Annotated in this window: 23 protein-coding genes; 4 read left to right on the plus strand and 19 right to left on the minus strand. The window is 71.4% G+C overall.

Annotated features, from left to right (window positions below; all coding sequences use genetic code 11):
• The first annotated feature begins 2 nt into the window (after positions 1–2).
• Together H5U26_RS01350 and H5U26_RS01355 are read left to right on the plus strand one after the other, a co-directional pair.
• A complete protein-coding gene (locus tag H5U26_RS01350) occupies positions 3–434 on the plus strand; it encodes a PaaI family thioesterase (protein WP_290615885.1) in 432 nt (143 codons plus the stop codon).
• A gap of 72 nt (positions 435–506) precedes the next feature.
• On the plus strand, positions 507–2120 hold the full coding sequence (locus H5U26_RS01355) for an NAD(P)/FAD-dependent oxidoreductase (RefSeq protein WP_290615887.1): 1614 nt from the start codon (positions 507–509) through the stop codon (positions 2118–2120).
• A gap of 143 nt (positions 2121–2263) precedes the next feature.
• Here H5U26_RS01355 and dxs read toward each other — a convergent pair whose 3' ends face one another.
• From dxs to crtY, 9 genes are read right to left on the minus strand one after another with little or no spacing between them, the layout of a single operon-like run.
• Positions 2264–4192 (minus strand): 1-deoxy-D-xylulose-5-phosphate synthase, encoded by a 1929-nt coding sequence (dxs, locus tag H5U26_RS01360; protein ID WP_290615889.1) that lies wholly within the window; start codon positions 4190–4192, stop codon positions 2264–2266.
• Positions 4170–5180 (minus strand): Rieske (2Fe-2S) protein, encoded by a 1011-nt coding sequence (locus H5U26_RS01365; RefSeq protein WP_290615891.1) that lies wholly within the window; start codon positions 5178–5180, stop codon positions 4170–4172. Before H5U26_RS01365 ends, dxs begins: the two co-directional genes overlap by 23 nt.
• Positions 5180–6652, minus strand: a complete 1473-nt coding sequence (locus H5U26_RS01370) for an FAD-dependent oxidoreductase (RefSeq protein WP_290615893.1) — start codon at positions 6650–6652, stop codon at positions 5180–5182. Before H5U26_RS01370 ends, H5U26_RS01365 begins: the two co-directional genes overlap by 1 nt.
• Positions 6649–7335 carry a class I SAM-dependent methyltransferase gene (locus H5U26_RS01375; RefSeq protein ID WP_290615895.1) on the minus strand — a complete coding sequence of 229 codons (687 nt, stop codon included), beginning with the start codon at positions 7333–7335 and terminating at the stop codon, positions 6649–6651. Before H5U26_RS01375 ends, H5U26_RS01370 begins: the two co-directional genes overlap by 4 nt.
• A 2-nt stretch (positions 7336–7337) precedes the next feature.
• A complete protein-coding gene (locus H5U26_RS01380) occupies positions 7338–7706 on the minus strand; it encodes a DUF2141 domain-containing protein (RefSeq protein WP_290615897.1) in 369 nt (122 codons plus the stop codon).
• A 53-nt stretch (positions 7707–7759) separates the two neighbouring features.
• Positions 7760–8674, minus strand: a complete 915-nt coding sequence (locus H5U26_RS01385) for a phytoene/squalene synthase family protein (protein ID WP_290615899.1) — start codon at positions 8672–8674, stop codon at positions 7760–7762.
• Entirely contained in the window at positions 8671–10155 is a 1485-nt protein-coding gene (locus H5U26_RS01390) for a phytoene desaturase (protein ID WP_290615901.1), read from the minus strand. The genes H5U26_RS01385 and H5U26_RS01390 overlap by 4 nt, the downstream gene beginning before the upstream one ends.
• Positions 10148–11236 carry a polyprenyl synthetase family protein gene (locus tag H5U26_RS01395; protein WP_290615903.1) on the minus strand — a complete coding sequence of 363 codons (1089 nt, stop codon included), beginning with the start codon at positions 11234–11236 and terminating at the stop codon, positions 10148–10150. The genes H5U26_RS01390 and H5U26_RS01395 overlap by 8 nt, the downstream gene beginning before the upstream one ends.
• Positions 11233–12420 carry a lycopene beta-cyclase CrtY gene (gene crtY, locus H5U26_RS01400; protein WP_290615905.1) on the minus strand — a complete coding sequence of 396 codons (1188 nt, stop codon included), beginning with the start codon at positions 12418–12420 and terminating at the stop codon, positions 11233–11235. The genes H5U26_RS01395 and crtY overlap by 4 nt, the downstream gene beginning before the upstream one ends.
• 135 nt (positions 12421–12555) lie before the next feature.
• Between crtY and H5U26_RS01405 the strand changes: the two genes are divergently transcribed.
• Both H5U26_RS01405 and H5U26_RS01410 read left to right on the plus strand, forming a co-directional pair.
• A complete protein-coding gene (locus tag H5U26_RS01405; protein WP_290615907.1) occupies positions 12556–13425 on the plus strand; it encodes a MerR family transcriptional regulator in 870 nt (289 codons plus the stop codon).
• A gap of 2 nt (positions 13426–13427) precedes the next feature.
• Positions 13428–13862, plus strand: a complete 435-nt coding sequence (locus H5U26_RS01410; protein ID WP_290615909.1) for a pyrimidine dimer DNA glycosylase/endonuclease V — start codon at positions 13428–13430, stop codon at positions 13860–13862.
• A gap of 55 nt (positions 13863–13917) precedes the next feature.
• On the opposite strand, the gene H5U26_RS01415 is transcribed toward H5U26_RS01410, so the two are convergent.
• From H5U26_RS01415 to H5U26_RS01460, 10 genes are read right to left on the minus strand one after another with little or no spacing between them, the layout of a single operon-like run.
• Entirely contained in the window at positions 13918–15246 is a 1329-nt protein-coding gene (locus tag H5U26_RS01415; protein ID WP_290615911.1) for an LLM class flavin-dependent oxidoreductase, read from the minus strand.
• Positions 15247–15258: 12 nt separating this feature from the next.
• Positions 15259–16782, minus strand: coding sequence for a Sapep family Mn(2+)-dependent dipeptidase (locus H5U26_RS01420; RefSeq protein ID WP_290615913.1), 1524 nt, complete (start codon positions 16780–16782; stop codon positions 15259–15261).
• Positions 16760–18265 (minus strand): amidophosphoribosyltransferase, encoded by a 1506-nt coding sequence (purF, locus tag H5U26_RS01425; protein ID WP_290615915.1) that lies wholly within the window; start codon positions 18263–18265, stop codon positions 16760–16762. Before purF ends, H5U26_RS01420 begins: the two co-directional genes overlap by 23 nt.
• Positions 18266–18279: 14 nt before the next feature.
• Complete coding sequence (locus H5U26_RS01430) at positions 18280–18777, minus strand: CvpA family protein (RefSeq protein WP_290615917.1); 498 nt, start codon at positions 18775–18777, stop codon at positions 18280–18282.
• Positions 18778–18796: 19 nt separating this feature from the next.
• Positions 18797–19639 carry an SPOR domain-containing protein gene (locus H5U26_RS01435; protein WP_290615919.1) on the minus strand — a complete coding sequence of 281 codons (843 nt, stop codon included), beginning with the start codon at positions 19637–19639 and terminating at the stop codon, positions 18797–18799.
• Between the two features lie 33 nt (positions 19640–19672).
• Positions 19673–20977 (minus strand): bifunctional tetrahydrofolate synthase/dihydrofolate synthase, encoded by a 1305-nt coding sequence (gene folC / locus H5U26_RS01440; protein ID WP_290615921.1) that lies wholly within the window; start codon positions 20975–20977, stop codon positions 19673–19675.
• Positions 20974–21834, minus strand: a complete 861-nt coding sequence (gene accD, locus H5U26_RS01445) for an acetyl-CoA carboxylase, carboxyltransferase subunit beta (protein ID WP_290615923.1) — start codon at positions 21832–21834, stop codon at positions 20974–20976. The genes folC and accD overlap by 4 nt, the downstream gene beginning before the upstream one ends.
• On the minus strand, positions 21831–22658 hold the full coding sequence (trpA, locus tag H5U26_RS01450) for a tryptophan synthase subunit alpha (RefSeq protein ID WP_290615925.1): 828 nt from the start codon (positions 22656–22658) through the stop codon (positions 21831–21833). The genes accD and trpA overlap by 4 nt, the downstream gene beginning before the upstream one ends.
• Complete coding sequence (trpB, locus tag H5U26_RS01455; RefSeq protein WP_290615927.1) at positions 22655–23866, minus strand: tryptophan synthase subunit beta; 1212 nt, start codon at positions 23864–23866, stop codon at positions 22655–22657. The genes trpA and trpB overlap by 4 nt, the downstream gene beginning before the upstream one ends.
• Complete coding sequence (locus tag H5U26_RS01460) at positions 23859–24491, minus strand: phosphoribosylanthranilate isomerase (protein ID WP_290615929.1); 633 nt, start codon at positions 24489–24491, stop codon at positions 23859–23861. Before H5U26_RS01460 ends, trpB begins: the two co-directional genes overlap by 8 nt.

Consider the following 24491-nt stretch of genomic DNA (forward strand, 5'->3'; position numbering starts at 1 on the left):
CCATGACGACGCCCACCGCCAAGCCGGACCTGACCGTCATCGACCTCGACCGCCCGCCGACCATGGCGCAGTTCGGCGGCACCATCGCCGAATCCGCGCCCAATTTCGCGCGCCTGGTGTTCCCGTTCGATCAGCGCTGGTGCAACCCGCGCGGCTCGGTGCAGGGCGGCGTGCTGGCCGTGTACGTGGACGAGGCGGTCGGCTACGCCATGATGGCGACCTTCCCGGATCTGAAAACCGTGTGGACCACCACCAGCCTGACGTTGAACTACCTGCGCCCGATCACCGGCGGCGACATCACCGCCATCGGCCGGGTGATCCGCGTCGGCGCCCGCACCGGCTATGTGGAGGGTGAAATCCTGGACGCCGACGGCGCGCTGTGCGTGAAGGCGGTGTCCGGCTTGCTGATCCTGAAGCGTCCGGACGCCACCTGAGCCGGCGTTCAACGCCGGCGGCAGGAGCTTCCATCACGATGGTGGGCGCCGCAACCGACAAGGAGGAGAGCCATGCCCGCGACCGAACACCGCCAACTCGACGCCGTCGTCATCGGCGCCGGCTTCGGCGGCATGTATGCCCTGCATTTGCTGCGCGGGTTGGGACTGAAGGTGCGGGCCTACGACGACGCCGACAGCGTCGGCGGCACCTGGGCCTGGAACCGCTACCCGGGCGCGCGGGTGGATTTTCCCGGCGGGCCCTACTACTGCTACACCTTCTCGCGCGAACTGGTGCGCGACTGGGACTGGCCGGAAACCCAGCCCGACCAGCCCTCGGTGCTGGCCTATCTGAACCATGTCGCGGACCGCTTCGACCTGCGGCGGGACATCGAACTGCGCGCCCGCGTCACCGCCGCCCGCTATGACGAGGCCGCGCAGCGCTGGCAGCTGGACATCGCCACCGGCGAGCGCGTCAGCGCGCGGTTCCTGATCTGCGCCACCGGCGCCCTGTCGGCCGCCAACCGTCCCGACATTCCCGGCCTGGACCGTTTCGCTGGCGAGTGCTACCACACCGGTCTGTGGCCACAGCGGCCGGTCGACTTCGCCGGCAAGCGGGTCGGCGTCATCGGCACCGGCTCGTCCGGCGTGCAGGCCATCCCGGTCATCGCCCGCACGGCAGCGCATCTGAGCGTGTTCCAGCGCACGCCGCAGTACGCCATCCCGGCGCGCAACCGCCCGCTCGACGCGGCGTTCAGGCGAGACACGCGCGAAAAGTGGCCGCAGCTGCGCGCCATGATGCTGGAAACGCTGGCCGGAACGCCGTTCCCGTCGCCGACCCGCTCGGCGCTGGAGGATTCCCCACAGCAGCGCGAGGCGCTGTACGAGGAACACTGGCAACGCGGCGGGCTCGGCATCGCGTTTGGCACCTACGGCGACCTGATGAGCAACGCCGAAGCCAACGCCACGCTGTGCGAGTTCGTGCGCGAAAAGATCCGTCGCGCGGTGCGCGACCCGGAGATCGCCCGCCGCCTGCTGCCCGATTACCCCATCGGCACCAAGCGCCTGATCCTGGACGAGGGTTACTACGAAACCTACAACCGCTCCAACGTCACCCTGGTCGACCTGCGCGAGAACCCGATCATCGAGATCACGCCGCAGGGCGTGCGCACCGCGCGCGGCGAGCATGCGCTCGACATGCTGGTCCTGGCCACCGGCTTTGACGCCATCACCGGCGCGCTGACACGCCTGAACCCGCGCGGGCGCGGCGGCCTGCCGCTGGCCGAGGCCTGGGCCGGGCGGTTCAGCACCTATCTTGGACTGGCCGTGCGCGGCTTTCCGAACCTGTTCATGATCCACGGCCCGGAGTCGCCGTCGGTGCTGTACAACATGCCGCTGGGCGCCGAACGACAGGCAGAGTGGATCAGCGACTGCATCGCCGACCTGCAAGAACGCGGCCTGGGCGGCATCGAAGCCGCCCCCGGCGTCGACCTGGAGTGGGGCAGGACGGTGGCCGAAATCGCCGACCAGACCCTGTTTCCGCGCACCGACTCCTGGTACACCGGCGCCAACATACCGGGCAAACACCGCCAGTTTCCGGTGCACCTGGACGCGCCGCGGTATTTCGCCACGCTGCGGCAGGTGGCCGCTGCGGGTTATGCGGGCTTCAGCCTGGAACCGGCACGCTGACACTGACTCGAGGCGGGCATTGGCGAGTGCTGGATGGCACTGGCTCGATAGGCCCGCGGGCGGGCTTGCCACGACAGGGCGGCGCCGTGGGAGCGGCGCCCTCGCCGCGAAGCTTCGCAGTGCCGCGCGCGAGAATCGCCCGCTCAGCGTCCCGCCGTGCGCAGGTTGGGCGTTGCAATGCATCCGGGCAGGCTGCTCACCAGGGCACGTCCAGCGGCGGCAATGCCGGCGGCATCCAGACCGAACTCGGCCAACTGCGCCGCCGGGTCGCCGTGCTCGACCAGCCGGTCCGGCACCGCCAGCAGCCGCGCCGGCACGCTGATCCCCTCGCCGGCCAGGGCTTCCAGCACGGCGCTGCCGAAGCCGCCGGCGAGGGCATGTTCTTCCACCGTCAGCAGCGCCCCGCAGCGGCGCGCCAGCTGCGCGATGGCCGGCAGGTCCAGCGGCTTGACGAAGCGCGCGTTGAACACCGCGGCACTGATGCCCGCCTCGGCCAGCCGCTGCGCGGCCTCCAGCGCCGGCGCCACGCGGCTGCCCAGCGCCACGATGGCCAGATCCTCGCCATCCCGCAGCAGCTCGCCGCGGCCAATCGGCAGCGCCCGGATGTCGGCATCCAGCGGCACGCCAAGGCCGTTGCCGCGCGGGTAGCGCAGCGCCGCCGGCCCGGGATGTTCGATGGCGGTGCGCAGCATGTGCCGCAGCTCGTTCTCGTCCTTGGGCGCCATCAGCGTGATGTTGGGCAGGCAGCGCAGGTAGGCGATGTCGTACAGCCCCTGGTGGGTGGCGCCGTCGGCGCCGACCAGCCCGGCCCGGTCCACCGCCAGGGTGACGTCCAGGTTCTGCAGGCACACGTCGTGCGCCACCTGGTCGTAGCCGCGCTGCAGGAAGGTCGAGTAGATGGCCACCAGCGGCTTGCGGCCGGTGGTGGCCAGGCCGGCGGCGAAGGTCACGGCGTGCTGTTCGGCGATGCCGACGTCGAAGAAACGCTGCGGCAGGACCTCGGCAAAGCGGCTAAGGCCGGTGCCGCCGGCCATCGCCGCGGTGATCGCCACGATGCGCTCGTCCGCCTGCGCGAGCTCCAGCACGGTGTCGGCAAAGACGGCGGTATAGGACGGCGCCGGCGCGGCCGGCTTGGGCATGTGGCCGGTGACGACGTCGAAGGGCGTCACGCCGTGGTACTTGAGCGGGTCCTGCTCGGCCGGCGCGTAGCCGGCGCCCTTGCGCGTCAGCGCGTGCACCAGCACCGGTCCTTCGCCGTTGCCGAGCATGCCGCGCGCGTTGGTCAAGGTCTCCAACAGCGCCGGCAGGTCGTGCCCGGACACCGGTCCGATGTAGCGAAAGCCAAAGGCATCGAACAGCGCGCCCGGCGTCAGCAGGGCCTTGGCGGACTGCTCGGCGCGCCGCGCCAGCTCCTGCAGCGGCTGCGGCAGCGGCGCCAGCACGTCCTTGGCCAGGCGTCGCAGGCGCCGCGCCGACGGCGCCGACAGCTTGCGCGACAGGAAGGCGCCCAGCGCGCCCACGTTCGGCTCGATGGACATTGCGTTGTCGTTGAGCACCACCAGCAGGTTCGGTTGCCTCAGGTGCCCGGCGTGGTTCAGGGCCTCCAGGGCCATGCCGGCGGTCAGGCCGCCGTCGCCGATCAGCGCGATGGCGCAGGCGTTCTCGCCCGCCGCCTGCAGGCCGCGGGCCATGCCCAGCGCGGCGGAAATCGAGGTGCCGGCGTGGCCGGCGCCGAAGGTGTCGAACGGCGACTCGCCGCGGCGCAGGAACTTGGCCGGGCCGCCCTCTTGGCCGATGCGGGCAAAGCCCTCACGCCGCCCGGTCAGCAGCTTGTGGGCATAGCCCTGGTGGCCGACATCCAGCACCAGCCGATCGCGCGGCGTGTCGAACACGTAATGCAGCGCCACCAGCAGTTCCACGGCGCCGAGGCTGGAGGCCAGATGCCCGCCGCTGCGCGCCACCTGGGCCACGATTTCCTCGCGCAGGGCGACGGCCACCGCCGGCAGCGCGGCGGCCGGCAGCTGGCGCAGGTCGGCCGGCGTGTGGATGCTATCGAGCAGGTTCTGGTTCATCGGCGAAGCCCTGCGAGGGACATGAGGGAGCGGGTTCGGCGGCGGCCTGCTGGCGCAGCGCATAGCGGCGCTCGCAGTAGGCGGCATCCTCCACCCACAGGCGCCGGGCCGCAAAGCGCATGTACGGCGCGATCAGGGCGCCCAGCCGGCGCGCCACGGCAAAACCCGGCCGCGCCGAGGTGGCGAACACCGCCTCGGTGATCTGGCAGCGGTCCGGGCCCAGCGCCGTGCCGTGCGTTTCCACCACCGAGCCGGTGCCCTCGCCGGCGACGATGGTCATGGCGATGCAGCGCGCCTGCGGGCAATGAAAGCGCGCGTCCACCTCGACCGCCAGGGGGCCGGCGACGCGAAAGGCCACGCGCACGGTGATGCTGTCCTCGGCGCGCTCGAGCACCGCCAGGCGGGCGAAGGAATGGCGGTGGAAGTGCGCGCCGTGCCAGGGATCGAGGCGGTTTTCCAGCACCTCGCGCGGCGTGCAGCGGGCCGGCAGCGTCATCACCGACACCAGCGCCTGGGCCGGGCGCGGCGGCAGCACCGGCGCCGGCAGCGGCGCCTCGCCGGGCAGCTGCACCCACACCAGCACGCCGTCGTCGTGGACCGGCAGCAGCGGATTGCACGGCGCCGCCGGGTCGAAGGCCAGGCCGTGCCAGGGGCAGATCAGGCGCCCGCCGGCCAGGTGCCCGTCCGACCAGCGTGCGCCCAGGTGCGGGCAGTGATCGGCCGTCGCATGCAGACCCTGCGCGCCGCACCACAGCACCAGCGACTGGCCGAGCACCTGTGCCGCCAGCGGCTTGTCGCGCAGCGCCGCGGATGCCGCCACCACGTGCCAACCACCGGCCGGGCGCGCCAGCGCGCGCCGCAGCGCTTCGGCGATCCAGCGCGGCTCGGCGGCCTGCCAGTCCGGCTGCGCAGCCGGCGGCGGCGGGCCCAGATCCTGCCCGAACAGCCACAGGCGCCGGCCGTGGCGGTCTTCGGTGCGGCGCAGCATCAGGCCACCCCCGGCAGCGCCGCCAGCAGCCCGCGCTGCGGCCCGCTCCACAGCGGCGCCGGGTCCACCTGGCGCGTGGCCAGCAGGCCGTTGGCCGCCAGCGTGCCGGCGGCCACCGCCCGCTCCATCAGCGCGCAGGCAAACGGCAGGCGCAGGTGATCGCCGGCCAGCCACAGCGAGGCATCGGCGGTGCCGACGCCCGGCCGGACGGCGGCGCTGCCGGGCGGAAAGGCCGGGCAGTCGGCGCGCAGCAGGAACTGCTCGCCGAGCAGCTGCGCCGGCGCGGTCTCCGGATACACGGCGTGCAGCGCGGCCAGCAGGCGCCGGCGCAGCTCGGCCGGGTCCTCGCACTCCAGGCCATAGGCGTGCAGCTCCAGCACCGCGCCGCCGCGGCGGGCGGCCCAGTCTCGGCTCGGCTCGTGAAAGGCGCTGTACACGGATACGTTGTCCAGAAGGTCGTAGCCGGCGGTGCCGGCGAAGGCGGCGCGCCCGGCCGCCAGCGGCCGGTCCAGCCACAGCCGCCACACGGCAAACGGCCGCGTCGCCTGCTGCGCGCGCACCGGCGCGCGCACCGCCGCGGCGAGCGCGGGACTGGCCGCCAGCAGCGCCTGCAGACCCGGCACGTCCAGCGCCAGCACCACGGCATCCGCGCTCAGCGTGGCCTCGCCGGCCCGCACCTGCCAGCCGGTGGCCTGGCGCTCGGCGGCCTGCGCCGCGCAGCCCAGGCGCAGCTGCACGCCCAGCGCCTGCAGGTGCCGCTCGAACGGCTGCCACAGCCACTGCCCAAACGGCCGCCGCGCCACGTCGAACACCAGCCCCTCGCGGTTGCCAAAGAAGTAGTAGTGAAACAGCATCAGCAAGTCGGCGGCCGAGAACTCACCGGTCGGGTTGAAGAAGCTGTGCGCGAACACGTCCAGCAGGCGCATGCGCGCCGCCGGCGGGAAGTTCAGCCCCTGCAGCCACTGCTCGGCGCTGATGCCGTCCCAGCGCGCCGGCGTGCGCTGCGGGTGCCAGGCGAGCATGGCCAGCGCGTAGCCGACGCGCACCTGCCGCAGATCGCGCAGGCCAAGGCCCACCTGGCGCATCAGCGGCCACAGCGTGAGCAGCGGATTGGCCGGCAGCTTGGCAAAGCTCAGCGGCCCGGCCGGGGTCAGGATCGGGTAGTCGGCGAGCGGCAGCAGGCCATCCAGCGCCGGGTCCACCCGCCGCAGCAGCGCGCGCAGGTTGTAGTAGTGGCGAAAGAAGGCGTGAAACCCGCGGTCCATTTCGAAGCTCTCGCCGGCCACCTGCACCGGCCAGGCCGCCAGCCGGCCGCCGAGGCCGGCCGCGCGCTCGAGCAGCGTCACCTGCGCGCCGCGCTCGGCCAGCACGCAGGCCGCCGCCACGCCGGCCAGCCCGCCGCCGAGCACCGCCACGCGCAGCGGCGCATCGAGCCGGGCGCGGCCAAACTGCGGCTGCTCGAAGACCTTCACGCCGGCCGCCGAGCAACGAAGGTGTGCACGATCTGCCGCTGCCACAGGCGCCCGGGAATGACGCGCAGCAGCTCGAAGCCAGCGCCGCGGATGCGCGCCGCCAGGGCGTCGCGGCGGTCGAACTCGCGCACGCTGCGTTCCAGGTACTCGAACAGCTGCGGCGCGCCCGACACGGCGGCGCAAAACGGCCGCACCAGCGCCCGGCACATGAAGGTCCACAGCCGCTCGGCGCCCGGCCCGGCCAGGCTGTAGTCGTGCACCGCCAGCAGGCCGCCGGGCACCAGCAGGCCGCGCAGCTGCGCCAGCGTGGCGTCCGGATCGGCCACATTGCGCAGGCCGTAGCTGATCAGGATGCCGCCGAAGGGACCGTCCAGGCTGTCTTGCGGCGCCTGCGCGTCGCCGCGCACGAACTCGATCGGCGCCAGCGGCTTGCGCCGCGCCTGCTCGAGCATGCCCGGCGAGCCGTCGAGCGCCACGATCGGCACACCCGGATGCGCCCGGCGCAGCGCCAGCGTCGACAGCCCGCTGCCACAGCACAGGTCCAGCAGCCGCGGCTGCGGCAGCGGTGCCAGCGCCCGCGCCGCGTCGCCGAGCATGCCCATGTAGCCGGGATTGAGCCGGCACATCAGGTCGTAGCGCGGCGCCACGGCGTCGAAGGCGTTCGGAACGGCGGGCTTTTCCATGCTCAGAAGTACTTCATGTCGATGATGACGGGCTGCCCCGGCTGCGGCACCAGGCGCGCATCCTCGAAGCGCGGCGGGCCGAACAGGATGCGCGGGTTGTTGGACACGCCAAAGCCTTCCTTTGGCATGCCGAACAGGCCGGTGGCCATGCGCTTGTCGCCATCCTCGTCGTGCAGCACCGCCACTGCCAGCGCCTGACCGTCCGGCACGTCGCTGAAGCGGGCCTGCACCTGATCGGCGTCGATCGGTACTTCCACCCGCATGGCGGCCAGTTCGCCGCGGTCTGGAAAACCGCGCGGCTCGATGAACAGCGCGAACAGCACGCTGCCCTGGTGGTTGCGCAGACCGCGCGCGATGACCTCTACGTCCATGGCCTTGCCCTGCCCTGTCAGACCCAAGCACACCACCAGCCCGATGCCGCGCGCTACAGACACAGCTCGGGCCCGAATCGCACCTGCCGCGCCGGCACGCGGGTAACAGCGCGCGCACTGGTCGCCGCGCCGCATTGGCCGGCCAGCGCCAGCAGCACCTGCCCGGCCTTGCGCCAGCCCGGCAGGTAGGCGCGCCCGGCCAGCGGCTGGTAGCCCTGACGCGCCAGCGCCGTGCCGATGCCGCGGTAGATGCCCGCCGCCGCCCGCACGGCCAGCCCGCAGCGCCAGTCGAGCGCACCGATGCCGCCCATGCCGCAGCGGTAGTAGGCGTCCGCTCGCGCCAGCAGGTCGCGCACCTGCGCCGGCAGGCGGCCAGCAAGGTCGGCGTCGATCGGCCCGGCCAGCGCGGTACGCACGGCCGCTTCATCGGCAAAACCCAGCGCGCGGTACGGCAGGTACAAACGCCCGCGCTGCCAGTCCTCGGCCACGTCGCGGCAGATGTTGGTCAGCTGCATGGCCATGCCCAGCTGCGCCGCCTGTTCCAGCGCCGCATCGTCGGCCACGCCCATCACGTGACACATCATCAGACCCACCACGCCGGCCACCCGATAGCAGTACAGGGCCAGGGCGGCATGATCGGCATACAGCGCCGGCTCGAGGTCCATGGCCATGCCGGCCAGCAGTTCCTGCGGGTAGTGGCGCGGCAGGGCGCGGCGGCGCACCACCTGCGCGAAGGCGTCCAGCAGCGGGTCGCCAGCCGGGCGGCCTGCGTAGACGGCATCCAGCTCGGCTTGCAGACGCGCCAGGCCGACCGCCGGATCGGCCGCCAGGTCCACCGTGTCGTCGGCGCGCCGGCACCAGGCGTACAGCACCAGCACGTCGGCCCGCACCGCCGGCGGCAACAGCCGCGACGCCAGCGCGAAGCTCTTGGAGTGGTGCTGGATGAAGGCGGCCAGCGGCGCGTTCATCGCGGGAAATCCTCGTCCACCAGCGTCATGGCGGCCTTGGCCGAGTTGATCACGCCCGGCATGCCGGCGCCCGGATGCGTGCCGGCGCCGACCAGATACAGGCCTGGAATGTGCCGGTCGCGGTTGTGCGGACGCAGATACGCGCTTTGCCACAGCACCGGCGCCAGCGAGAAGCCGTTGCCTTGGTAGGCGCCCAGCTCGCGCTCGAAATCGCGCGGCGTCATCCAGCGCTTGACCGTGACGTGGGCACGCAGGCCCGGCATGGCATGCGCCTCCAGATAGGCCAGGATGCGCTCGGCGTACTCGGCGCCGGTGCGGTCCCAGTCGATGTCGGCATTGCCCAGGTGCGGCACCGGCGAGAGGGCGTAGAAGGTGTCGCCGCCGGGCGGCGCCAGCTGCGGATCGGTCACCGTCGGCGCGTGCAGGTACAGGCTGAAATCGTCCGGCAGGTGATGCCCGTTGAAGATCTCGCGCACCAGGTCGCGGTAGCGCGGCCCGAACAGGATGGTGTGGTGGCGCACCTGGTCGCGGTACAGGCGGTCGGTGCCGAAATAGACCACGAACAGGCCCATCGACCAGCGCGAGCGGGCCAGGCGCCGGGCCATGCGCTGGCCGCGCGGCAGCTGCCCGTACAGCCGGCTGTAGGTGTGCATCACGTCGGCATTCGAGACCACCAGATCGAAACGCTGCTCGCCGCCGGCGTGCGTCAGGCAGTGGTGGCGGCCGTCGAGGCGCGCGCTGTGCACCGGGCAGGACAGGCGCATCTGCCCGCCCAGTTCCTCGAACAGCGCCACCATGGCGCGCACCAGCGCGTGCGTACCGCCGCGCACGAACCACACGCCGTGCGTGCGTTCCAGATGATTGATGAGGGCGTAGATGGCCGAGGTGACGAACGGGTCGCCGCCGACGAACAGCGGGTGAAACGACAGCGCCTGGCGCAGCTTGTCCGAGCCCACGTAGCGGCGCACCGCCCCGTACACGGAGCGTTCGGCACGCAGGCCGACCAGCTTGGGCAGCGACCGCAGCATGCTGGTCAGAGTGACGAATGGCGCGCCGGCGAGATTCTCGTAACCCTCGCGGTACACCGCCTCGCTGTAGCGGGCAAAACGCGCGTAGCCGGGCCCGTCGCCGGGGGCGATGCGCTCGATCTCCTGCGCCAGCTGCTCAGCGTCGGCAAAGGCCTCGAAGTGCGTGCCGTCCTCCCACTGCAGGCGATAGAACGGATCGAGCGGCAGCAGCTCGACCCGCTCGTGCAGGCGCGCGCCGGCCAGCGCGAACAGTTCTTCCAGGCACTGCGGCGCGGTGACCAGGGTCGGGCCCATGTCGAACACGTGGCCGTTTTCGCGAAACGCATAGGCGCGACCGCCGGGCAGGTCGCGGGCCTCGAACAAGGTGGTGTGGATGCCGCGCGCCTGCAGACGGATGGCTGCCGCCAGTCCGCCGAAGCCGCTGCCGATGACCGCCGCGTGCCGCTCAGCCATATGCGCGCTCCAGACCGGCCAGCTCGCTCAGCACCTCGCGCACCGCCGCCTCCGGCAGCGAGGCGGCGGCCAGCAGATCGCCGGCCTTGGCCAAGGCTTCGTGCGCGGCGGCCCGGCCGGCCTCGCCGACCACCTCGGCCAGCAGCGCGCACAGCGGTCGCCAGTCGGCGCCCGCGGCGGCGGCGCGGGCCTGTTGCGTCAACATCAGGTACTCCCCCTCGTTGCAACTCTGGGCGGCCAGCGCCCACACCCAGGTCGGGCGGCCGAAGCGCAGATCCTCGCCGGCCTTGTCGTGCCGGGACGGCAGCACGGCGGTGAGGTCGTCCAGCATCTGCAGCGCCACACCCACCTGCTCGCCAAACCGCATGAGCAGCGCCACGCGCCGCGCGCTGCCGCCGGCGGTGAGCGCGCCAAGCCCAGTGCACAGCGCGGTGAGGCAGCCGGTCTTGAGGCGGCTTTGTTCCGCCACCAGCGAAGCCACCGAATGCTGCGGCAGCGTCCATACCTGAACGCCAAGGTCGAGCGCCTGGCCACGGTGGCAATCCAGCAGCGCCGCGGTGATCAGCTGCGCAGCGCGGCGGCGCCGCGACGCCGGCAGGCGCATTTCCTCCAGCAGCGCGTAGGGCCAGAAATACAGCCAATTGGCGGCATTCAGCGCCCGCTCGGGGCCGATCAGGCGGTGCAGCGCCGGACCGTCGCGACGGCACTCGGCGCCGTCCTGGATGTCGTCCACGATCAGCGAGGCGCTGTGCAGGATCTCCGGCAGCAGGCACAGCGCCGGCGGCGGGTCGCCGCACCCGTCGACCAGGCGCCAGCCATGACGCAGAAGGCGCGCCCGCAGCAGCTTGCCCGGCCGGGACAGGAACTGCGCCAACGGCCGGTACAAGGTCTCCTGCCAGACCATGCCAGACACCCCTTCTGCGCCCGGCAGCTCACTTACCCGGTGCTCGAAGAACGCGCCCAGATCGAGATCGGCGAGCGCATCGGCGGCGCCCGCGGTACGACGCTGCCGCGGCCCGACGGCAAGGGGCCGTTCCGAGCCTGCCGAAGGCGCGGACGCCGAGACTGCCAGGGCTTTCATGATCCGGCCTCCGAAGTGTGCTGCCCGGCCCGCCAGGCACTGCCAAAACCGCGCGGCGGGCGCCCGACCAGCAGACGCGCCACATCCAGCGCCGTGCTCTGCAGGCTGCAGAAGCGGCCGATCACCGGCAACGGCAGGCGGTAGAAGCGCGCGAACGGATGCCACATCAGATCCGGCCGGAAGCCGCGAAACGCCAGCCAGTTCAGCACCAGCCCCAGACGAAAGCGCCGCCGGTGACGCCGCCATTCGGCCTGCAGTGCGGCCAGCGGCTGGCGCCGGTGACGTGCCAGCAGCGCCGCCAGACGCAGCGCGCTGGAAGCGGAATAGCCGGTGGCCGGATGAAACCAGCCACCGGCATAGCCAACCGTGAGCGGCATCCGCGGTGCCGGAGGCATGCCCCGCCAGGGCATCGGCAGCAGGCCGCTTTCCTCGCGCACCACCGCGCGGATGCGCCAGCCGCTGGCCGCCGCGTAGGCGTGGATCGCGGCGCGTCGCTGCGCGGGGTCCAGCTCGGGTGTGCGGGCAAAGGCGGTGTCCTCGATCAGCAGCCGCCGCGGCGCCAGCGGCAACACATACATGAAACGGAACTGCTGCCCCTGCGCCACGCGGGCATCCATCAGCACCGGCCGGTCCAGACCGCTGTCGGCATCGAGTTCAACCTCCAGGCCCAGGAATTTCTGATACCCACCGCCCTCGCCACGGCCCGCGCCAGCCCGGGCGTCGATCACCAGCGGCGCGCGCAGCCGGCGACCGTCGGCCAACGTCACGCTGTGCCCGTCCAACGCCGTCACCGCGCAGCCTGTAAGCAGGCACGCCGTCGCCTGCGCGGCGAAGGCGTCCTGCAGTGCCGTGGCGAGCGCCGCGGACGTGAGGCAGCAGTAAGGCAGGTCCAGTGTGCGCTCGAAGCCCGGAAATGCCACCCGATAGCCGGGCCAGCCGATCAACGGCAGGCGCACAAACCAGGAGCCGATGTCCGGCGGCACGTCGGCGCGGTGAAAGCACCAGGTGTGATTGCCGGCCGGCCGATCGGCGCGCTCGACCAGTGCCAGACGCAGGGTCGGCTCGGCGTCCAGCAAGGCCAGCGCGATCAATCCGCCGTGCAGCCCGGCACCGGCGATCACCACGTCGTACTGCATCGGCTCGGCGGCGCAGCGTGGCGCTGGCGCGGTATCGGTTGAAGTCATGGAAGCCTTGGATCGCATCGGGCCGGCGGCCGGCATTTATTGATTTGTCATGGACAAAATACGTTTTTTGGTCAAAAGTAGGGGCCGATTCTTGCTTTGTCAACTGTTTGACTTGGACAAATGGACATTTCGCACTTGTCGATCGCCGCTCTCGCCCAGGAGACAGGCATCGCCAAAGACACGCTGCGCGTCTGGGAGCGGCGCTATGGCTTCCCGCAGCCGGTGCGCAATGGGCGCGGGCAACGCCTGTATCCGGCGCAGCAGGTGGCGCGGTTGCGGCACGTGCGTCGCCTGCTCGATCAGGGTCTGCGCCCCGGCCAGGTGCTGACGCTCAGCGCCGAGGAACTGGCGCAGGCGGTCGAACGGCAGCCGCCGTCCGGCGAGCCGGAGCCGGCGGTGATCGAGCTCCTCAAGCGTCACGACGACGATGCCCTGCGGCAGGAACTGCGCGCCCGCCTGCTGCGGGACGGGCTGCGCCAGTTCGTCACCCGCGCCGCGCCGGCCATGCTCGCCGCGGTCGGCAACGGCTGGGCACGGGGCGAGGTCGAGGTGTTCGAGGAGCACCACTTCTCGACGCAACTGGACACCCTTCTGCGCGAAGCCATGATGCAGCTGCCAGCAGCCAACAGCGGCCCGCGCGTGCTGCTGACCACGCTGCCGGGCGAACCGCACACGCTCGGTCTGTTGCTGACGCTGGCGCTGCTGCGCCTCGAAGGGGTGGCCTGCATCTGGCTGGGCGCGCAGACTCCGCAGAGCCAGATCGTGGCCGGCGCACGCGCTTTCGGGGCGCAGGTCGTGGCGCTGTCATTCTCGGAGTACGTCGACCCGGGCGCGGTGCGCCGCGGCGTATCGCAGCTGCGCCAGCGACTGCCGCCGAACACCGAACTGTGGTGCGGCGGCCGCTCGGCCGCGCGCCTGAAGCGCCCACCCGCCGGGGTGGCCATCTTCAGCGATCTGGATCAGCTGGCGCAGCGGCTGCAGGGCCGGTCCGCGAAGGCCGACTGAGCATGCGCCTGTGGTCGGTACATCCGCGTTGCCTGGATGCCACCGGACTGGTGGCGCTGTGGCGCGAGGCGCTTCTGGCGCAGGCCGTGCTGCGCGGCGAAACGCGCGGCTATCGCCATCATCCGCAGCTGCGGCGCTTCCAGGAGTGCGCCGATCCGTGCCAAAGCATCGCGGCGTACCTGTGGCCGGTACAGGCCGAAGCTGTCCGCCGCGGCTACCGGTTCGATGCCGGCAAGATACGGGGTCCGGCGGGTGCGCCGATGCTGACGGTCAGCGTTGGCCAGCTCGACTACGAGTGGCAGCACCTGACCGCCAAACTGAGCCTGCGCGCCCCCGATTGGCTTGCGCAGCTCGACCGCGATCCGCAGCCACACCCGCTGTTCACCGTGGTGCCGGGCACCGTCGCGCCATGGGAGGTCATGCGCGCGACAAGGTGACCAGCTTCATCCTGCCCGTGCCGGGCGCTTCACGGGCGGCAGCCGCCCGGCGGGCTCAGAAAAAGCGGTTGGCCGGCCGCGGCAGGCCCAGGTGCTCACGCAGCGTTGCGCCTTCGTAGTCGCGCCGGAACAGGCCGCGCCGCTGCAACTCCGGCACCACCCGGTCGACGAAGTCGTCCAGGCCCCCGGGCAGGTAGGGGAACATCACATTGAAGCCATCACAGGCGCGGCTTTCCAGCCATTCCTGCATCTGGTCGGCGATCATGGCCGGGGTGCCGATCATCTCCAGCGTACCGAAGGCGCCGCCCACGTACTGCGCCAGCTGGCGCACGGTCAGCTTGTCGTTGCGGGCCATGTCGACCAGCTTCTGGCGCGAGGTGTGGCTGGCGTTGGTGGGCGGCAACTCCTCCGGCAGCGGGCCGTCCAGGTCGAGCTTCGACACGTCGAAGCCCAGCTGCACGGACAGGGTGCCGATGCCGCTGGCCGGATGGACCAGGCTGTCGAGTTTGGCCTTCTTGGCGCGCGCCTCGGCGGCCGTGTCACCGACCACCGCGAACGCGCCCGGCATGATGACCAGATGGTCCGGATTGCGGCCGGCCGCCTGCGCGCGGCCCTTGATGTCGGCATACACGCGCTGGGCCTGCGCCAGGTCGCTGACGCCCGAGAACACCATCTCGGCGGTTTCGCCCGCCAGTTGCCGGCCGGCATCGGACTGGCCGGCCTGCACGATGACCGGCCAGCCCTGCACCGGCCGGGCCACGTTCAGCGGCCCGCGGCACTCGAAGAACTCGCCGTGGAAGTCCAGCACGTGCAGCTTGTCGGGGTCGAAGTAGACGCCGCTGTCGACATCGCGGATGAAGGCGTCGTCGGCCCAGCTGTCCCACAGGCCGGTGACCACGTCGTAGAACTCGCGCGCGCGCCGATAGCGCTGGTCGTGTTCCAGGTGCTCCTTGAGGCCGAAGTTGAGCGCCTCGAAAGGGTTGGTGGAGGTAACGATGTTCCAGCCCGCGCGCCCGCCGCTCAAGTGATCCAGCGAGGCGAACAAACGCGCCACGTGGTAGGGCGCGTTGTAGGTGGTGGACATGGTGGCGATCAGGCCGATGCGCTCGGTCACCGCCGCCAGCGCCGGCAGCAGTGTCATGGGCGCGAACGAGGTGACGGTGGCGCTGCGCTTGAGCGCCTCCATCGGCATGTTGGGCACGGCCAGGTGGTCGGCCATGAAAAAGGCGTCGAACTTGCCGTGTTCGAGCTTTTGCGTGAGGCGCTTGATCAGCGGCCAGTTGAAGTTGGCATCCGGCGTGCCGCCCGGGTAGCGCCAGGCGGCGGTGTGGATGCTGATCGGGCGCATGAAGGCGCCCAGGCGCAGCATTCGGGATTCGCTCATGGCCGGTCTCCGTCAGGGTGAGGGCGGCGGCTGCAGGGTCACGCCGGCCGCCAGCTGCGCCAGGGCCGCCAGGTAAATGGCCATGCCGCGGCGCAGGTGGTCCACTTCGAGTCGTTCGTTCTCGGCGTGGGCCAGCATCGGCCCGCCAGGAAAGCCCATGCCGAAGGCCACGAATCCAGGAAAGGCCTTGGCGTAGGTGGTGCCGCCGATGGCCATCGGCGCCGTCTGATCGCCGGTGAACTGCCGGTAGATGCCAAGCAGGGTCTGCACCAGCGGCGTTTGCGGATCGACCCACAGCGCCTCCTTGCCTTCGATCACCTCGAGCCGGGCCTGGTAGGGCGCCAGCGCTTGCGTCAGGCGCGCGCGCTGGGTAGCCAGATCGAGACCCGTTGGCACGCGGATGTTCAGCTGCGCGCGCAGACCCTCGTCACTGCCCGACAGCAGGCCCAGATTGACCGTGGAGGCACCAAGGTTCGCCACGCTGTGACGCAGGCCAAGCGTACCGCCATCGGTTTCAAGACCGAGCTGCTCGGCAATGAAGGCAACCGCCCGGCCCTGCGCCGATGCCGTGTCGATACCCAGCGCCTGGCGCGCACCGTGCAGCAGGCGGGCAAGGTGGGTGACGGCATTGATGCCGGCTTCGGGCTTGGCGCCGTGGGCCGCCTTGCCGCGGGTGGTGATCTCGACCCCGGTGGCGGTCTCGCGCAGCGCAAAGCTGGCCGGCGTGGCGCCGCCCTGGTAGGCGCCGATGGCGGCCTTGAGGGCAGCGGCGAGTTTGGGCGGCTCGCCGGCAAGGGACGCGGTGGCCGCTTCCGGCACCGCATTGGGCGCCGTGCCGCCCGAGAACTGCCGCAGCACCGGGTCGGCCGCACCGTCGAACCGAACAGCCACATCCAGATAGCTCTTCTCGGCGTAAATGACCGGGAATCCGGCATCCGCGGTCCAGCCCTCGGCCGGCACCAGGCCGGCGGCACGCACGGCGTCCAGATCACGCCAGTCCATGTTCTCTTCGCTGCTGCCGACGATCAGGCGCACCGGCCGGGTGAGCGGCAGGCCGGAATCCTTGAGCGCCGCCATGGCGTACAGGCTCGCCGCCAGCGGCCCCTTGTCGTCCAGGCTGCCGCGGCCCCACACGGCGCCGTCGACCAGTTCCCCGCCAAAGGGCGGGTGCGCCCAGCGCGCGGCGTCTCCGGCCGGCACCACGTCCGCATGCACCAGGATGCCGAGCGCGTCTGGACCCTGACCCAGCTCCACCACGGCCACCTGCTGACCCGACAACAGCCGGGCCGCCAGACCCAGGGCCTGCGCACGGGCCACCACGGCATTCAGCAGCGCGGTCTTGTCGGCGCGATGCGGGTCGCCGGCGGCGGTGATGCTGGGGATGCGCACCCAGGCCTGCAGGTCGGCCACCGCGGCATCCAGGCGCGCGGCGACGGCGCTGTCGAGTTCGGCTCGATCGAACGCATGCGCCGACGCTGCCGCGGCCAGCAGCAGCGCGGCGCCAAGCAGTGATCTAGACCACGATCTGCAGTTCATCGCGGGCCGCCACGGCACGCAGCTGCTTGGCGCCGTCGCTGCGAGTCTGGCCGATGTGGTCCAGGTACGGCTGATCCACGTCGCCGGTCACGTAGCGGCCATCGAAGCAGGAGGCGTCGAATTCGGTGATTCCGGGGTTGCCCTCGCGCGCTGCGTCCTTCAGATCCTCCAGGTCCTGGTAGATCAGCCAGTCGGCGCCGATCAACTCGCACACTTCCTGCTCGCTGCGGCCGTGGGCGATCAGCTCCTGCGGGTTCGGGATGTCGATGCCGTAGACGTTGGGGTAACGCACCGGCGGCGCGGCGGAGGCGAAGTAAACCTTGCGCGCGCCGGCCTCGCGGGCCAGCTGCACGATCTGCTGCGAGGTGGTGCCGCGCACGATCGAGTCGTCCACCAGCAGCACGTTCTTGCCGTCGAATTCGAGCTCGATCGGGTTCAGCTTCTGGCGCACCGAGCGCTTGCGCTCACCCTGGCCGGGCATGATGAAGGTGCGCGCGATGTAGCGGTTCTTGATGAAGCCCTCGCGGTACTTGATGCCCAGTTCGGTGGCCATCTGCATGGCGGCGGTGCGGCTGGTGTCCGGAATCGGGATCACCACGTCGATGTCGTGGTCGGGCCATACCCGGTGCAGCTTGTGGGCCAGTTTTTCGCCCATGCGCATGCGGCACTTGTGGACCGAGATGTCGTCCAGGATCGAATCCGGCCGGGCGAAGTAGACCAGCTCGAACAGGCACGGCGTCAGCTGCGGCGCCTCGGCGCACTGGCGGGCATGCAAACGGCCGTCACGGTCGATGATCACCGCCTCCCCGGGCGCCACGTCGCGCAGCAGGCGAAAACCCAGACTCGACACCGCCACGCTTTCCGAGGCCAGCACGTACTCGGTGCCGAGCAGGCTCTCGCGCACGCCGATCACCAGCGGGCGAATGCCGTAGGGATCGCGAAAGCCGACCACGCCGAAGTCGGTGATCATGGCCACCACCGCATAGGCGCCGCGGCAGCGCCTGTGCACCGCGCGCACGGCGGCGAACACGTCCTCGTTCGCGGCGCGCACGCGGCCGATGCGCTGCAGCTCGCCGGCAAACACGTTCAGCAGAACCTCGGAGTCCGAGTCGGTGTTCAGGTGCCGCAGCTCGTCCTCGGTCAGCGCCTGGCGCAGCAGGTCGGCGTTGGTCAGGTTGCCGTTGTGGGCCAGGGTGATGCCGTACGGGGAATTGACGTAGAACGGCTGCGCCTCGGCCGCGGCCGAACTGCCGGCGGTCGGGTAGCGCACGTGGCCGATGCCCATGTTGCCGCGCAGGCGCTCCATGTGCTGCTGGGCGAACACGTCGCGCACCATGCCGTTCTCCTTGCGCATGTACAGGCGCCCGTTGTCGGCGGTAACCATGCCGGTGGCGTCCTGACCACGGTGCTGCAGCACCGTCAGGCCGTCGTAGATGGCCTGGTTGACCGCCGTCTGGGCAACGATGCCGATGATTCCGCACATGTCGCGTTACCTCGCTATCCGGCCCGGGGCGGCTGGAATTGCCCAAGCCCCCATTCAACCGTCGCCCGCAGCCACTGCGCCGACGAACGTGCCTGCGGCACCAGGCTCGAACCCTGCCACCACAGCGATTTCTGCAGCGGCGTGGCCTCCACCAGCAGCACCGTGGCTGCCACCAGCACCACCCCGCGCAGCACCCCGAACACGGCGCCCAGCGCCCGGTCGGTGCCGCGCAGCGGACTGCCCTTGAGCAGGCCGACCAGAAGGTGAGACAACAGCGCCAGCACAACCACCGCGGCGATGAAGGTGAGCAGCAGCGCCGCTGCCTGACGCGCCCCGGCGCTGGCAATGAGGCCCGCCAGCGGCCCCATCAGCAGACCGTGGAAACGCCATGCGATCCAGGCCGCCGCCAGCCAGGACACCAGCGACAGCAGCTCCCGCAGCAGGCCGCGCCATACACCCACCAGCAGCGACAGCACTACCATCAGCACGAACAGTACGTCGACCAGGTTCACGGCGCGGCGGTCGAGGCGATCACGGATAGGCCACGACGATGCCGTCGTGACCGGTTTCCTTGGCCAGGCGGTCACGCACGGCCTGCGCCTTGGCGCGATCCAGCTCCGGACCGACCCGCACCCGCAGCGCCTTGCCCTGCGGCGTCGTGATTTCTTCGGTGAATGCGCTGTGACCGGCCTTGCGCAACTGTTCACGCAGGTCGATGGCGGTCTTCAGATTACCGAACACACCCAGCTGCACCACCCAGGCCTGCTGGACGCTGGGCGCCGTCGCGGTGGCGACCGCTGCCGGGGCCACGGACTTGGCCGCCTGAATCGGCGCCGCCGGCGCCGGCGCCGGGGCAGCAGGCTTGGCCACCGGGATCGGCGCGGGGGCCGAAGCGGGCGCCGGCTTGGCGACCACCGCGGGTTTGGGTGCCGGCGGCGGTGCGGGCTTGGCCACCGGCGGCTTGCTGGCAACGACCGGTGCAGGTGCCGGCTTGACTGCTGGCGCAGGTGCACGCGGCGGGCTGGCGGGCGCCGGACGCGCTACCGGAACGGGCGGCCTGGCCTGCCCCGGCGAGGCGGGAGGCGCAAGCCCAGCGCCCGCGTCCGGCGGCACAACGTCGGTGTCGTCGCCGAGCGGTGGCGGCGGTGCAGGCGGGGGAATGTCTTCCGGTTCCGGGACAGTGCCGTCCAGCGGCGGGGCATCGACCGGCAGCCGGCTGGCCAGGCCATCGGTTGGTTCGGCCGGGATGTCGATTGCCTGTGGTCCCTGCGGCAACGGCTGACGCATGTCGCTCAACACCGGCACCAGGATGGCCGCCAAGGCCACCAGCACGATGCCACCCACGATCCGGTACTTGAGCCTGGCCTGATCCATCGACACTCCGGGATAGTCGGCAGCAGCCGCGAATTATAGCCCCGCGCCGTCACCGGCCGCCGGCAGCAGCCCGCTGCGCAACGCCTGTTCGACGGTGACGAAGGAGCCGAACACCAGCACGCGGCCGATGCCGCCGGTCGCTGCCGCGCCTTGCGCCGCCCGGCAGGCGGCCGCGACATCGCCATGGCAGGCAATCGCTTGCGACACGCCGGCGGCGCACAGCCGCGCGGCGAGTTGCTCGGCGCTGCTGCCGCGCGGCCCGGCCAAGCCGGCCAGATGCCAGCCATCGATCGAGTCCGCAAGCGGCGCCACCACTCCCGCGGCGTCCTTGTCCCCCAACATGGCCAGCACCGCCAGCGTGCGGCCTGCAACCGGATACGCGCGCAGGTTGGCGGCCAGATTGCGGGCCGCTTCCGGGTTGTGGGCGACATCGAGCACCCATTCGGGCGCGTGGCCACGGCGCTCGAAGCGCCCGGCAACCTGAGCGGTCCGCACGCCCTGCGCGATGGCTGCGTCGTTCACCGACAGGCGGGCCTGCAGGCACCGCACGGCCAACACGGCGCTGGCGGCGTTGCGCAGCTGCACGGCGCCGGCCAGCGCCGGCATGGGAAAAATGCACGCGTCGCCGCTGGCCTGCCAGTGCCAATCCCGCTCGTCGACAGGCGTTGCCACGTAGTCCGTGCCGTAACGCATCACGGTCGCGCCCACGGCAGCGGCATGCGCCGGCACGCTCGCCGGCGGGTCCGGATCGGCCACGATCAGCGGCCGACCAGGGCGGGCGATGGCGGCCTTCTCGGCGCCGATGGCCTCGCGCGTGTCGCCCAGGAACTGCTGGTGATCCAGATCGACCGAGGTGATGATCGCCAGGTCCGGGTCGACTGCATTGACGGCATCCAGCCGCCCGCCGAGGCCGACTTCCAGGATCAGCACCTGGCAGCCGGCGTCGGCGAACAGCACCAGCGCTGCCAGCGTGCCCCACTCGAAGTAGGTCAGCGACACCGCGCCGCGGGCGGCGTCGATGCGCTCGAAGGCGGCGCACAGGGCGGCGTCGTCCGGCAGCTGCCCGGCGATGCGGATGCGCTCGTGATAGCGCAGCAGATGCGGCGAGGTGTAGGCGCCGGTGCGGTAGCCGGCGGCGCGATAGATGGCCTCGAGAAATGCCACCGTCGACCCCTTGCCGTTGGTGCCGGCCACGGTGATGACCGGTACGCCGGCCAGCGGCGGCGCGAGGCGCTGCAAGACCTCGCGCACGCGATCCAGGCTCAGATCGATCTTCTTCGGGTGCGCCGTCTCCTGCCAGGCCAGCCAGTCCTCCAGGCGGCTGAAGCGCGCGCTCACGCGGCGGCGGCTGGCCCGCACAGCATCCCGAGCAGGCGCGCGATGTGCTCGCGCAGTTGCCGGCGGTCGATGATCTGATCGACGGCGCCATGGCTGAGCAGGAACTCGCTGCGCTGGAAGCCCGGCGGCAGCACCTCGCGCACGGTCTGCTCGATCACCCGCGGCCCGGCGAAGCCGATCAGCGCGTTCGGCTCGGCGATGATCACGTCGCCCAGCATGGCCAGACTGGCCGACACGCCGCCGGTGGTCGGGTCGGTCAGCACCGAGATGTACGGCAGGCCGGCCTCGCCCATGCAGGCCAGCATGGCCGAGGTCTTGGCCATCTGCAGCAGCGAAAACAGGCCCTCCTGCATGCGCGCGCCGCCGGAGGAGGAAAAGCACACCAGCGGCAGCTTCTGATCCAGGCACACCTGGGCGCCGCGCGCGAAGCGCTCGCCGACCACCGAGCCCATGGAGCCGCCCATGAAGCGGAACTCGAAGGCCGCCGCCACCAGCGGCCGGCCCAGCAGCGCGCCCTGGTAGACCACCAGCGCGTCGCGCTCGCCGGTTTCCTTTTGCGTGGCCAGCAGGCGGTCGCGGTAGCGCTTGGTGTCCTTGAACTTGTGCACGTCGACCGCTTCCAGCTCGGCGCCGATTTCCTGGCGCGGCTCGGCGTCCAGGAAGGCGTCCAGCCGCTGCCGGGCGCCGATGCGCAGGTGGTGGCCGCAGCGTGGGCAGACCTCGAGGTTGTGTTCGAGCTCGGTGCGGTACAGCACCGCCTTGCACTCCGGGCACTTCACCCACAGCCCTTCGGGCACCCGCTTGGAGGCGCCGCTGGTGCGGATACGGGCAGGGACCAGTCGGGTCAGCCAGTTCATCGCTTTCCTCCGGCAGCTTCGATGCCGGCGCGCAGCGCGCGCACCTGCTCCACGGCGCCGTCCAGCGCCGCCGGCCCGGTGATGCCGGCCGCGGCCGCGGCTTCGAGTTGTTCGATCACGGCGCTGCCGACCACCACCGCATCGGCAAAACCGGCGATCCGTGCCGCGGCAGCCGGCGTGCGCACCCCAAAGCCGACGCCGATCGGCAGCGTGGTGTGCGCCTTGAGCGCCTCGACATGCGCCTGCACGTCGGCCAGGTCCACCTGCCCGGCGCCGGTCACGCCGCGCACCGACACGTAGTACAGAAATCCGCTCGCCTGTGCCGCCACGGCCCGCGCCCGCTCGGGTCCGCTGGTCGGCGCCAGCAGGAAGATGCTGTCCAGGCCCGCGGCCTTGAGCGCCGCCGCGTGCTCGGGCTCTTCGTCAAACGGCAGGTCCACGGTCAGCACGCCATCCACGCCGGCGGTGGCCGCGGCGGCGGCAAAGTGCGCCACGCCCATCTGCTCGATGGGGTTCAGGTAGCCCATCAGCACCAGCGGCGTGGTCCGGTCGGTCTGCCGGAAGGCCTGCACCATCTCCAGCACCCGCCGCAGGTCCATGCCGTGGGCCAGCGCCCGCTCCGAAGCGCGCTGGATCACCGGCCCGTCGGCCATCGGGTCCGAGAACGGCACGCCGAGCTCCAGCACGTCGGCGCCGGCCGCCACCAGGGCGTGCAGCAGCTCGACGGTCAGATCGGGATGCGGATCGCCGGCGGTGACGAAGATCACCAGCCCGGCCCGCCGCGCCTGGCGCAGGGCGGCAAAGCGCTCGGCCAGGCGGCTCATACCTGCAGGCCCTCGATCGTCGCCACGGTGTGGATGTCCTTGTCGCCGCGCCCTGAAAGATTCACCACGATGCTCTGGTCGGTGCGCATGCCGGCGGCCAGCTTGCCGGCAAAGGCCAGCGCGTGAGAGGACTCCAGCGCCGGGATGATGCCCTCGGTGCGCGTCAGGTGATGGAAGGCCGCCAGCGCCTCGTCGTCGCCGACCGTCACGTAGCGCGCGCGGCCGGTGTCGTGCAGCCAGGCGTGCTCGGGACCGACGCCGGGGTAATCCAGGCCGGCCGAGATGGAATGCGTGCTGCCGATCTGGCCGTCCTCGTCCTGGATCAGGTAGGTGCGGTTGCCGTGCAGCACGCCCGGGCTGCCGGCGCTGATCGAGGCGGCATGGTGGCCGCTGGCCAGGCCATAGCCGGCCGCCTCGACGCCGTACAGGGCGACCTCGGGGTCGTCGATGAAGGGATGGAAGATGCCGATGGCGTTCGAGCCGCCGCCCACGCAGGCCACCACCGCGTCCGGCAGCCGGCCCTCGCGCTCGAGCATCTGCGCCCGCGTCTCGCGGCCGATGATGGCCTGGAAGTCGCGCACCATCTGCGGGTAGGGGTGCGGCCCGGCCACGGTGCCGATGATGTAGAACGTGTTCTCGACGTTGGCCACCCAGTCGCGCAGGGCCTCGTTGAGCGCATCCTTGAGCGTGCGCGAGCCGCTTTCGACCGCCCGCACCTGCGCGCCCAGCAGGCGCATGCGATAGACGTTGGCGGTCTGGCGGCGGATGTCCTCGGCGCCCATGTAGACCACGCACTCGACGCCCAGGCGGGCCGCCACGGTGGCGGTGGCCACGCCGTGCTGACCGGCGCCGGTTTCGGCGATCACTCGCGTCTTGCCCATGCGTCGGGCCAGCAGGATCTGGCCGACCGTGTTGTTGATCTTGTGCGCGCCGGTGTGGTTCAGGTCCTCGCGCTTGAGGTAGATGCGCGCGCCGCCGGCCTCGCGCGTCCAGCGCTGCGCCAGGTACAGCGCCGACGGCCGGCCGACGTAGTCGCGCAGATCCTGTTCCAGCTCGGCCCGGAACGCCGGATCCGCCTGCGCCGCACGGTAGGCGTCTTCGAGTTGCCGCAGCGGCCGCATCAGCGTCTCGGACACGAAACGTCCACCGTAGCGGCCGAAATAGCCGTGCGCGTCCGGCAAGGTGGCGTGGCGCGTTTCCTCAGCCATGCGGGCTGTCTCCTTCTCGAACCGCTTGCATGAACATTCCTATCTTTTGCGCATCCTTGATGCCGGGCGCACTCTCGACACCACTGCTGACATCCACCGCCCAAGGTCGCAGGCGGCGGATGGCCATCGCCACATTGCCGGCATCCAGGCCGCCGGCCAGCAGCAGCGGCCGCGGCAGCTCGGCCGGCACCACTGCCCAGTCGAAGGTCTGCCCGCTGCCCCCCGGCACGCCTGGCACGAAGGCGTCCAGCAGCAAGCCGGCCGCGTCGTCATAGGGCGCCGCGGCGGTGGCCAGATCGGCACCCGGCCTGACATGCAGCGCCTTCAGGTAGCGCCGGCCGTAGCGCCGGCACTCCGGCGCCGGCTCGGCGCCGTGGAACTGAATCAGGTCCAGCGGCAGCTGCGCCAGCACCTGCCGAATCGCGCTTTCGGCCGCGTCCACGAACAGCCCGACCACGCTCACCAGCGGCGGCAGCGCCGCGACGATGGCGCGTGCCTGGGCGATGCTCACGCAGCGCGGGCTGGCGGGGTGGAAAACGAGACCGATGGCATGTGCGCCGGCGGCAGCGGCAGTCAGGCCATCCTGCGGGCGGGTAATGCCGCAGATTTTAACGCGCGTGGGCAT

The organism is Immundisolibacter sp. (genome assembly GCF_014359565.1).
In the GTDB taxonomy this organism is placed as follows: Bacteria; Pseudomonadota; Gammaproteobacteria; order Immundisolibacterales; family Immundisolibacteraceae; genus Immundisolibacter.

What these genes read in the sequence shown, in the direction of transcription:
- H5U26_RS01410 (WP_290615909.1), top strand. Translation starts at nt 13,428, where the DNA reads ATGCGCCTGTGGTCGGTACATCCGCGTTGCCTGGATGCCACCGGACTG.
- H5U26_RS01415 (WP_290615911.1), bottom strand. Translation starts at nt 15,246, where the DNA reads ATGAGCGAATCCCGAATGCTGCGCCTGGGCGCCTTCATGCGCCCGATC.
- H5U26_RS01350 (WP_290615885.1), top strand. Translation starts at nt 3, where the DNA reads ATGACGACGCCCACCGCCAAGCCGGACCTGACCGTCATCGACCTCGAC.
- crtY (WP_290615905.1), bottom strand. Translation starts at nt 12,420, where the DNA reads ATGACTTCAACCGATACCGCGCCAGCGCCACGCTGCGCCGCCGAGCCG.
- H5U26_RS01395 (WP_290615903.1), bottom strand. Translation starts at nt 11,236, where the DNA reads ATGAAAGCCCTGGCAGTCTCGGCGTCCGCGCCTTCGGCAGGCTCGGAA.
- trpA (WP_290615925.1), bottom strand. Translation starts at nt 22,658, where the DNA reads ATGAGCCGCCTGGCCGAGCGCTTTGCCGCCCTGCGCCAGGCGCGGCGG.
- accD (WP_290615923.1), bottom strand. Translation starts at nt 21,834, where the DNA reads ATGAACTGGCTGACCCGACTGGTCCCTGCCCGTATCCGCACCAGCGGC.
- dxs (WP_290615889.1), bottom strand. Translation starts at nt 4,192, where the DNA reads ATGAACCAGAACCTGCTCGATAGCATCCACACGCCGGCCGACCTGCGC.
- H5U26_RS01420 (WP_290615913.1), bottom strand. Translation starts at nt 16,782, where the DNA reads ATGAACTGCAGATCGTGGTCTAGATCACTGCTTGGCGCCGCGCTGCTG.
- H5U26_RS01355 (WP_290615887.1), top strand. Translation starts at nt 507, where the DNA reads ATGCCCGCGACCGAACACCGCCAACTCGACGCCGTCGTCATCGGCGCC.
- H5U26_RS01375 (WP_290615895.1), bottom strand. Translation starts at nt 7,335, where the DNA reads ATGGAAAAGCCCGCCGTTCCGAACGCCTTCGACGCCGTGGCGCCGCGC.
- H5U26_RS01380 (WP_290615897.1), bottom strand. Translation starts at nt 7,706, where the DNA reads ATGGACGTAGAGGTCATCGCGCGCGGTCTGCGCAACCACCAGGGCAGC.
- H5U26_RS01385 (WP_290615899.1), bottom strand. Translation starts at nt 8,674, where the DNA reads ATGAACGCGCCGCTGGCCGCCTTCATCCAGCACCACTCCAAGAGCTTC.
- H5U26_RS01435 (WP_290615919.1), bottom strand. Translation starts at nt 19,639, where the DNA reads ATGGATCAGGCCAGGCTCAAGTACCGGATCGTGGGTGGCATCGTGCTG.
- H5U26_RS01390 (WP_290615901.1), bottom strand. Translation starts at nt 10,155, where the DNA reads ATGGCTGAGCGGCACGCGGCGGTCATCGGCAGCGGCTTCGGCGGACTG.
- H5U26_RS01365 (WP_290615891.1), bottom strand. Translation starts at nt 5,180, where the DNA reads ATGCTGCGCCGCACCGAAGACCGCCACGGCCGGCGCCTGTGGCTGTTC.
- H5U26_RS01460 (WP_290615929.1), bottom strand. Translation starts at nt 24,491, where the DNA reads ATGCCCACGCGCGTTAAAATCTGCGGCATTACCCGCCCGCAGGATGGC.
- trpB (WP_290615927.1), bottom strand. Translation starts at nt 23,866, where the DNA reads ATGGCTGAGGAAACGCGCCACGCCACCTTGCCGGACGCGCACGGCTAT.
- purF (WP_290615915.1), bottom strand. Translation starts at nt 18,265, where the DNA reads ATGTGCGGAATCATCGGCATCGTTGCCCAGACGGCGGTCAACCAGGCC.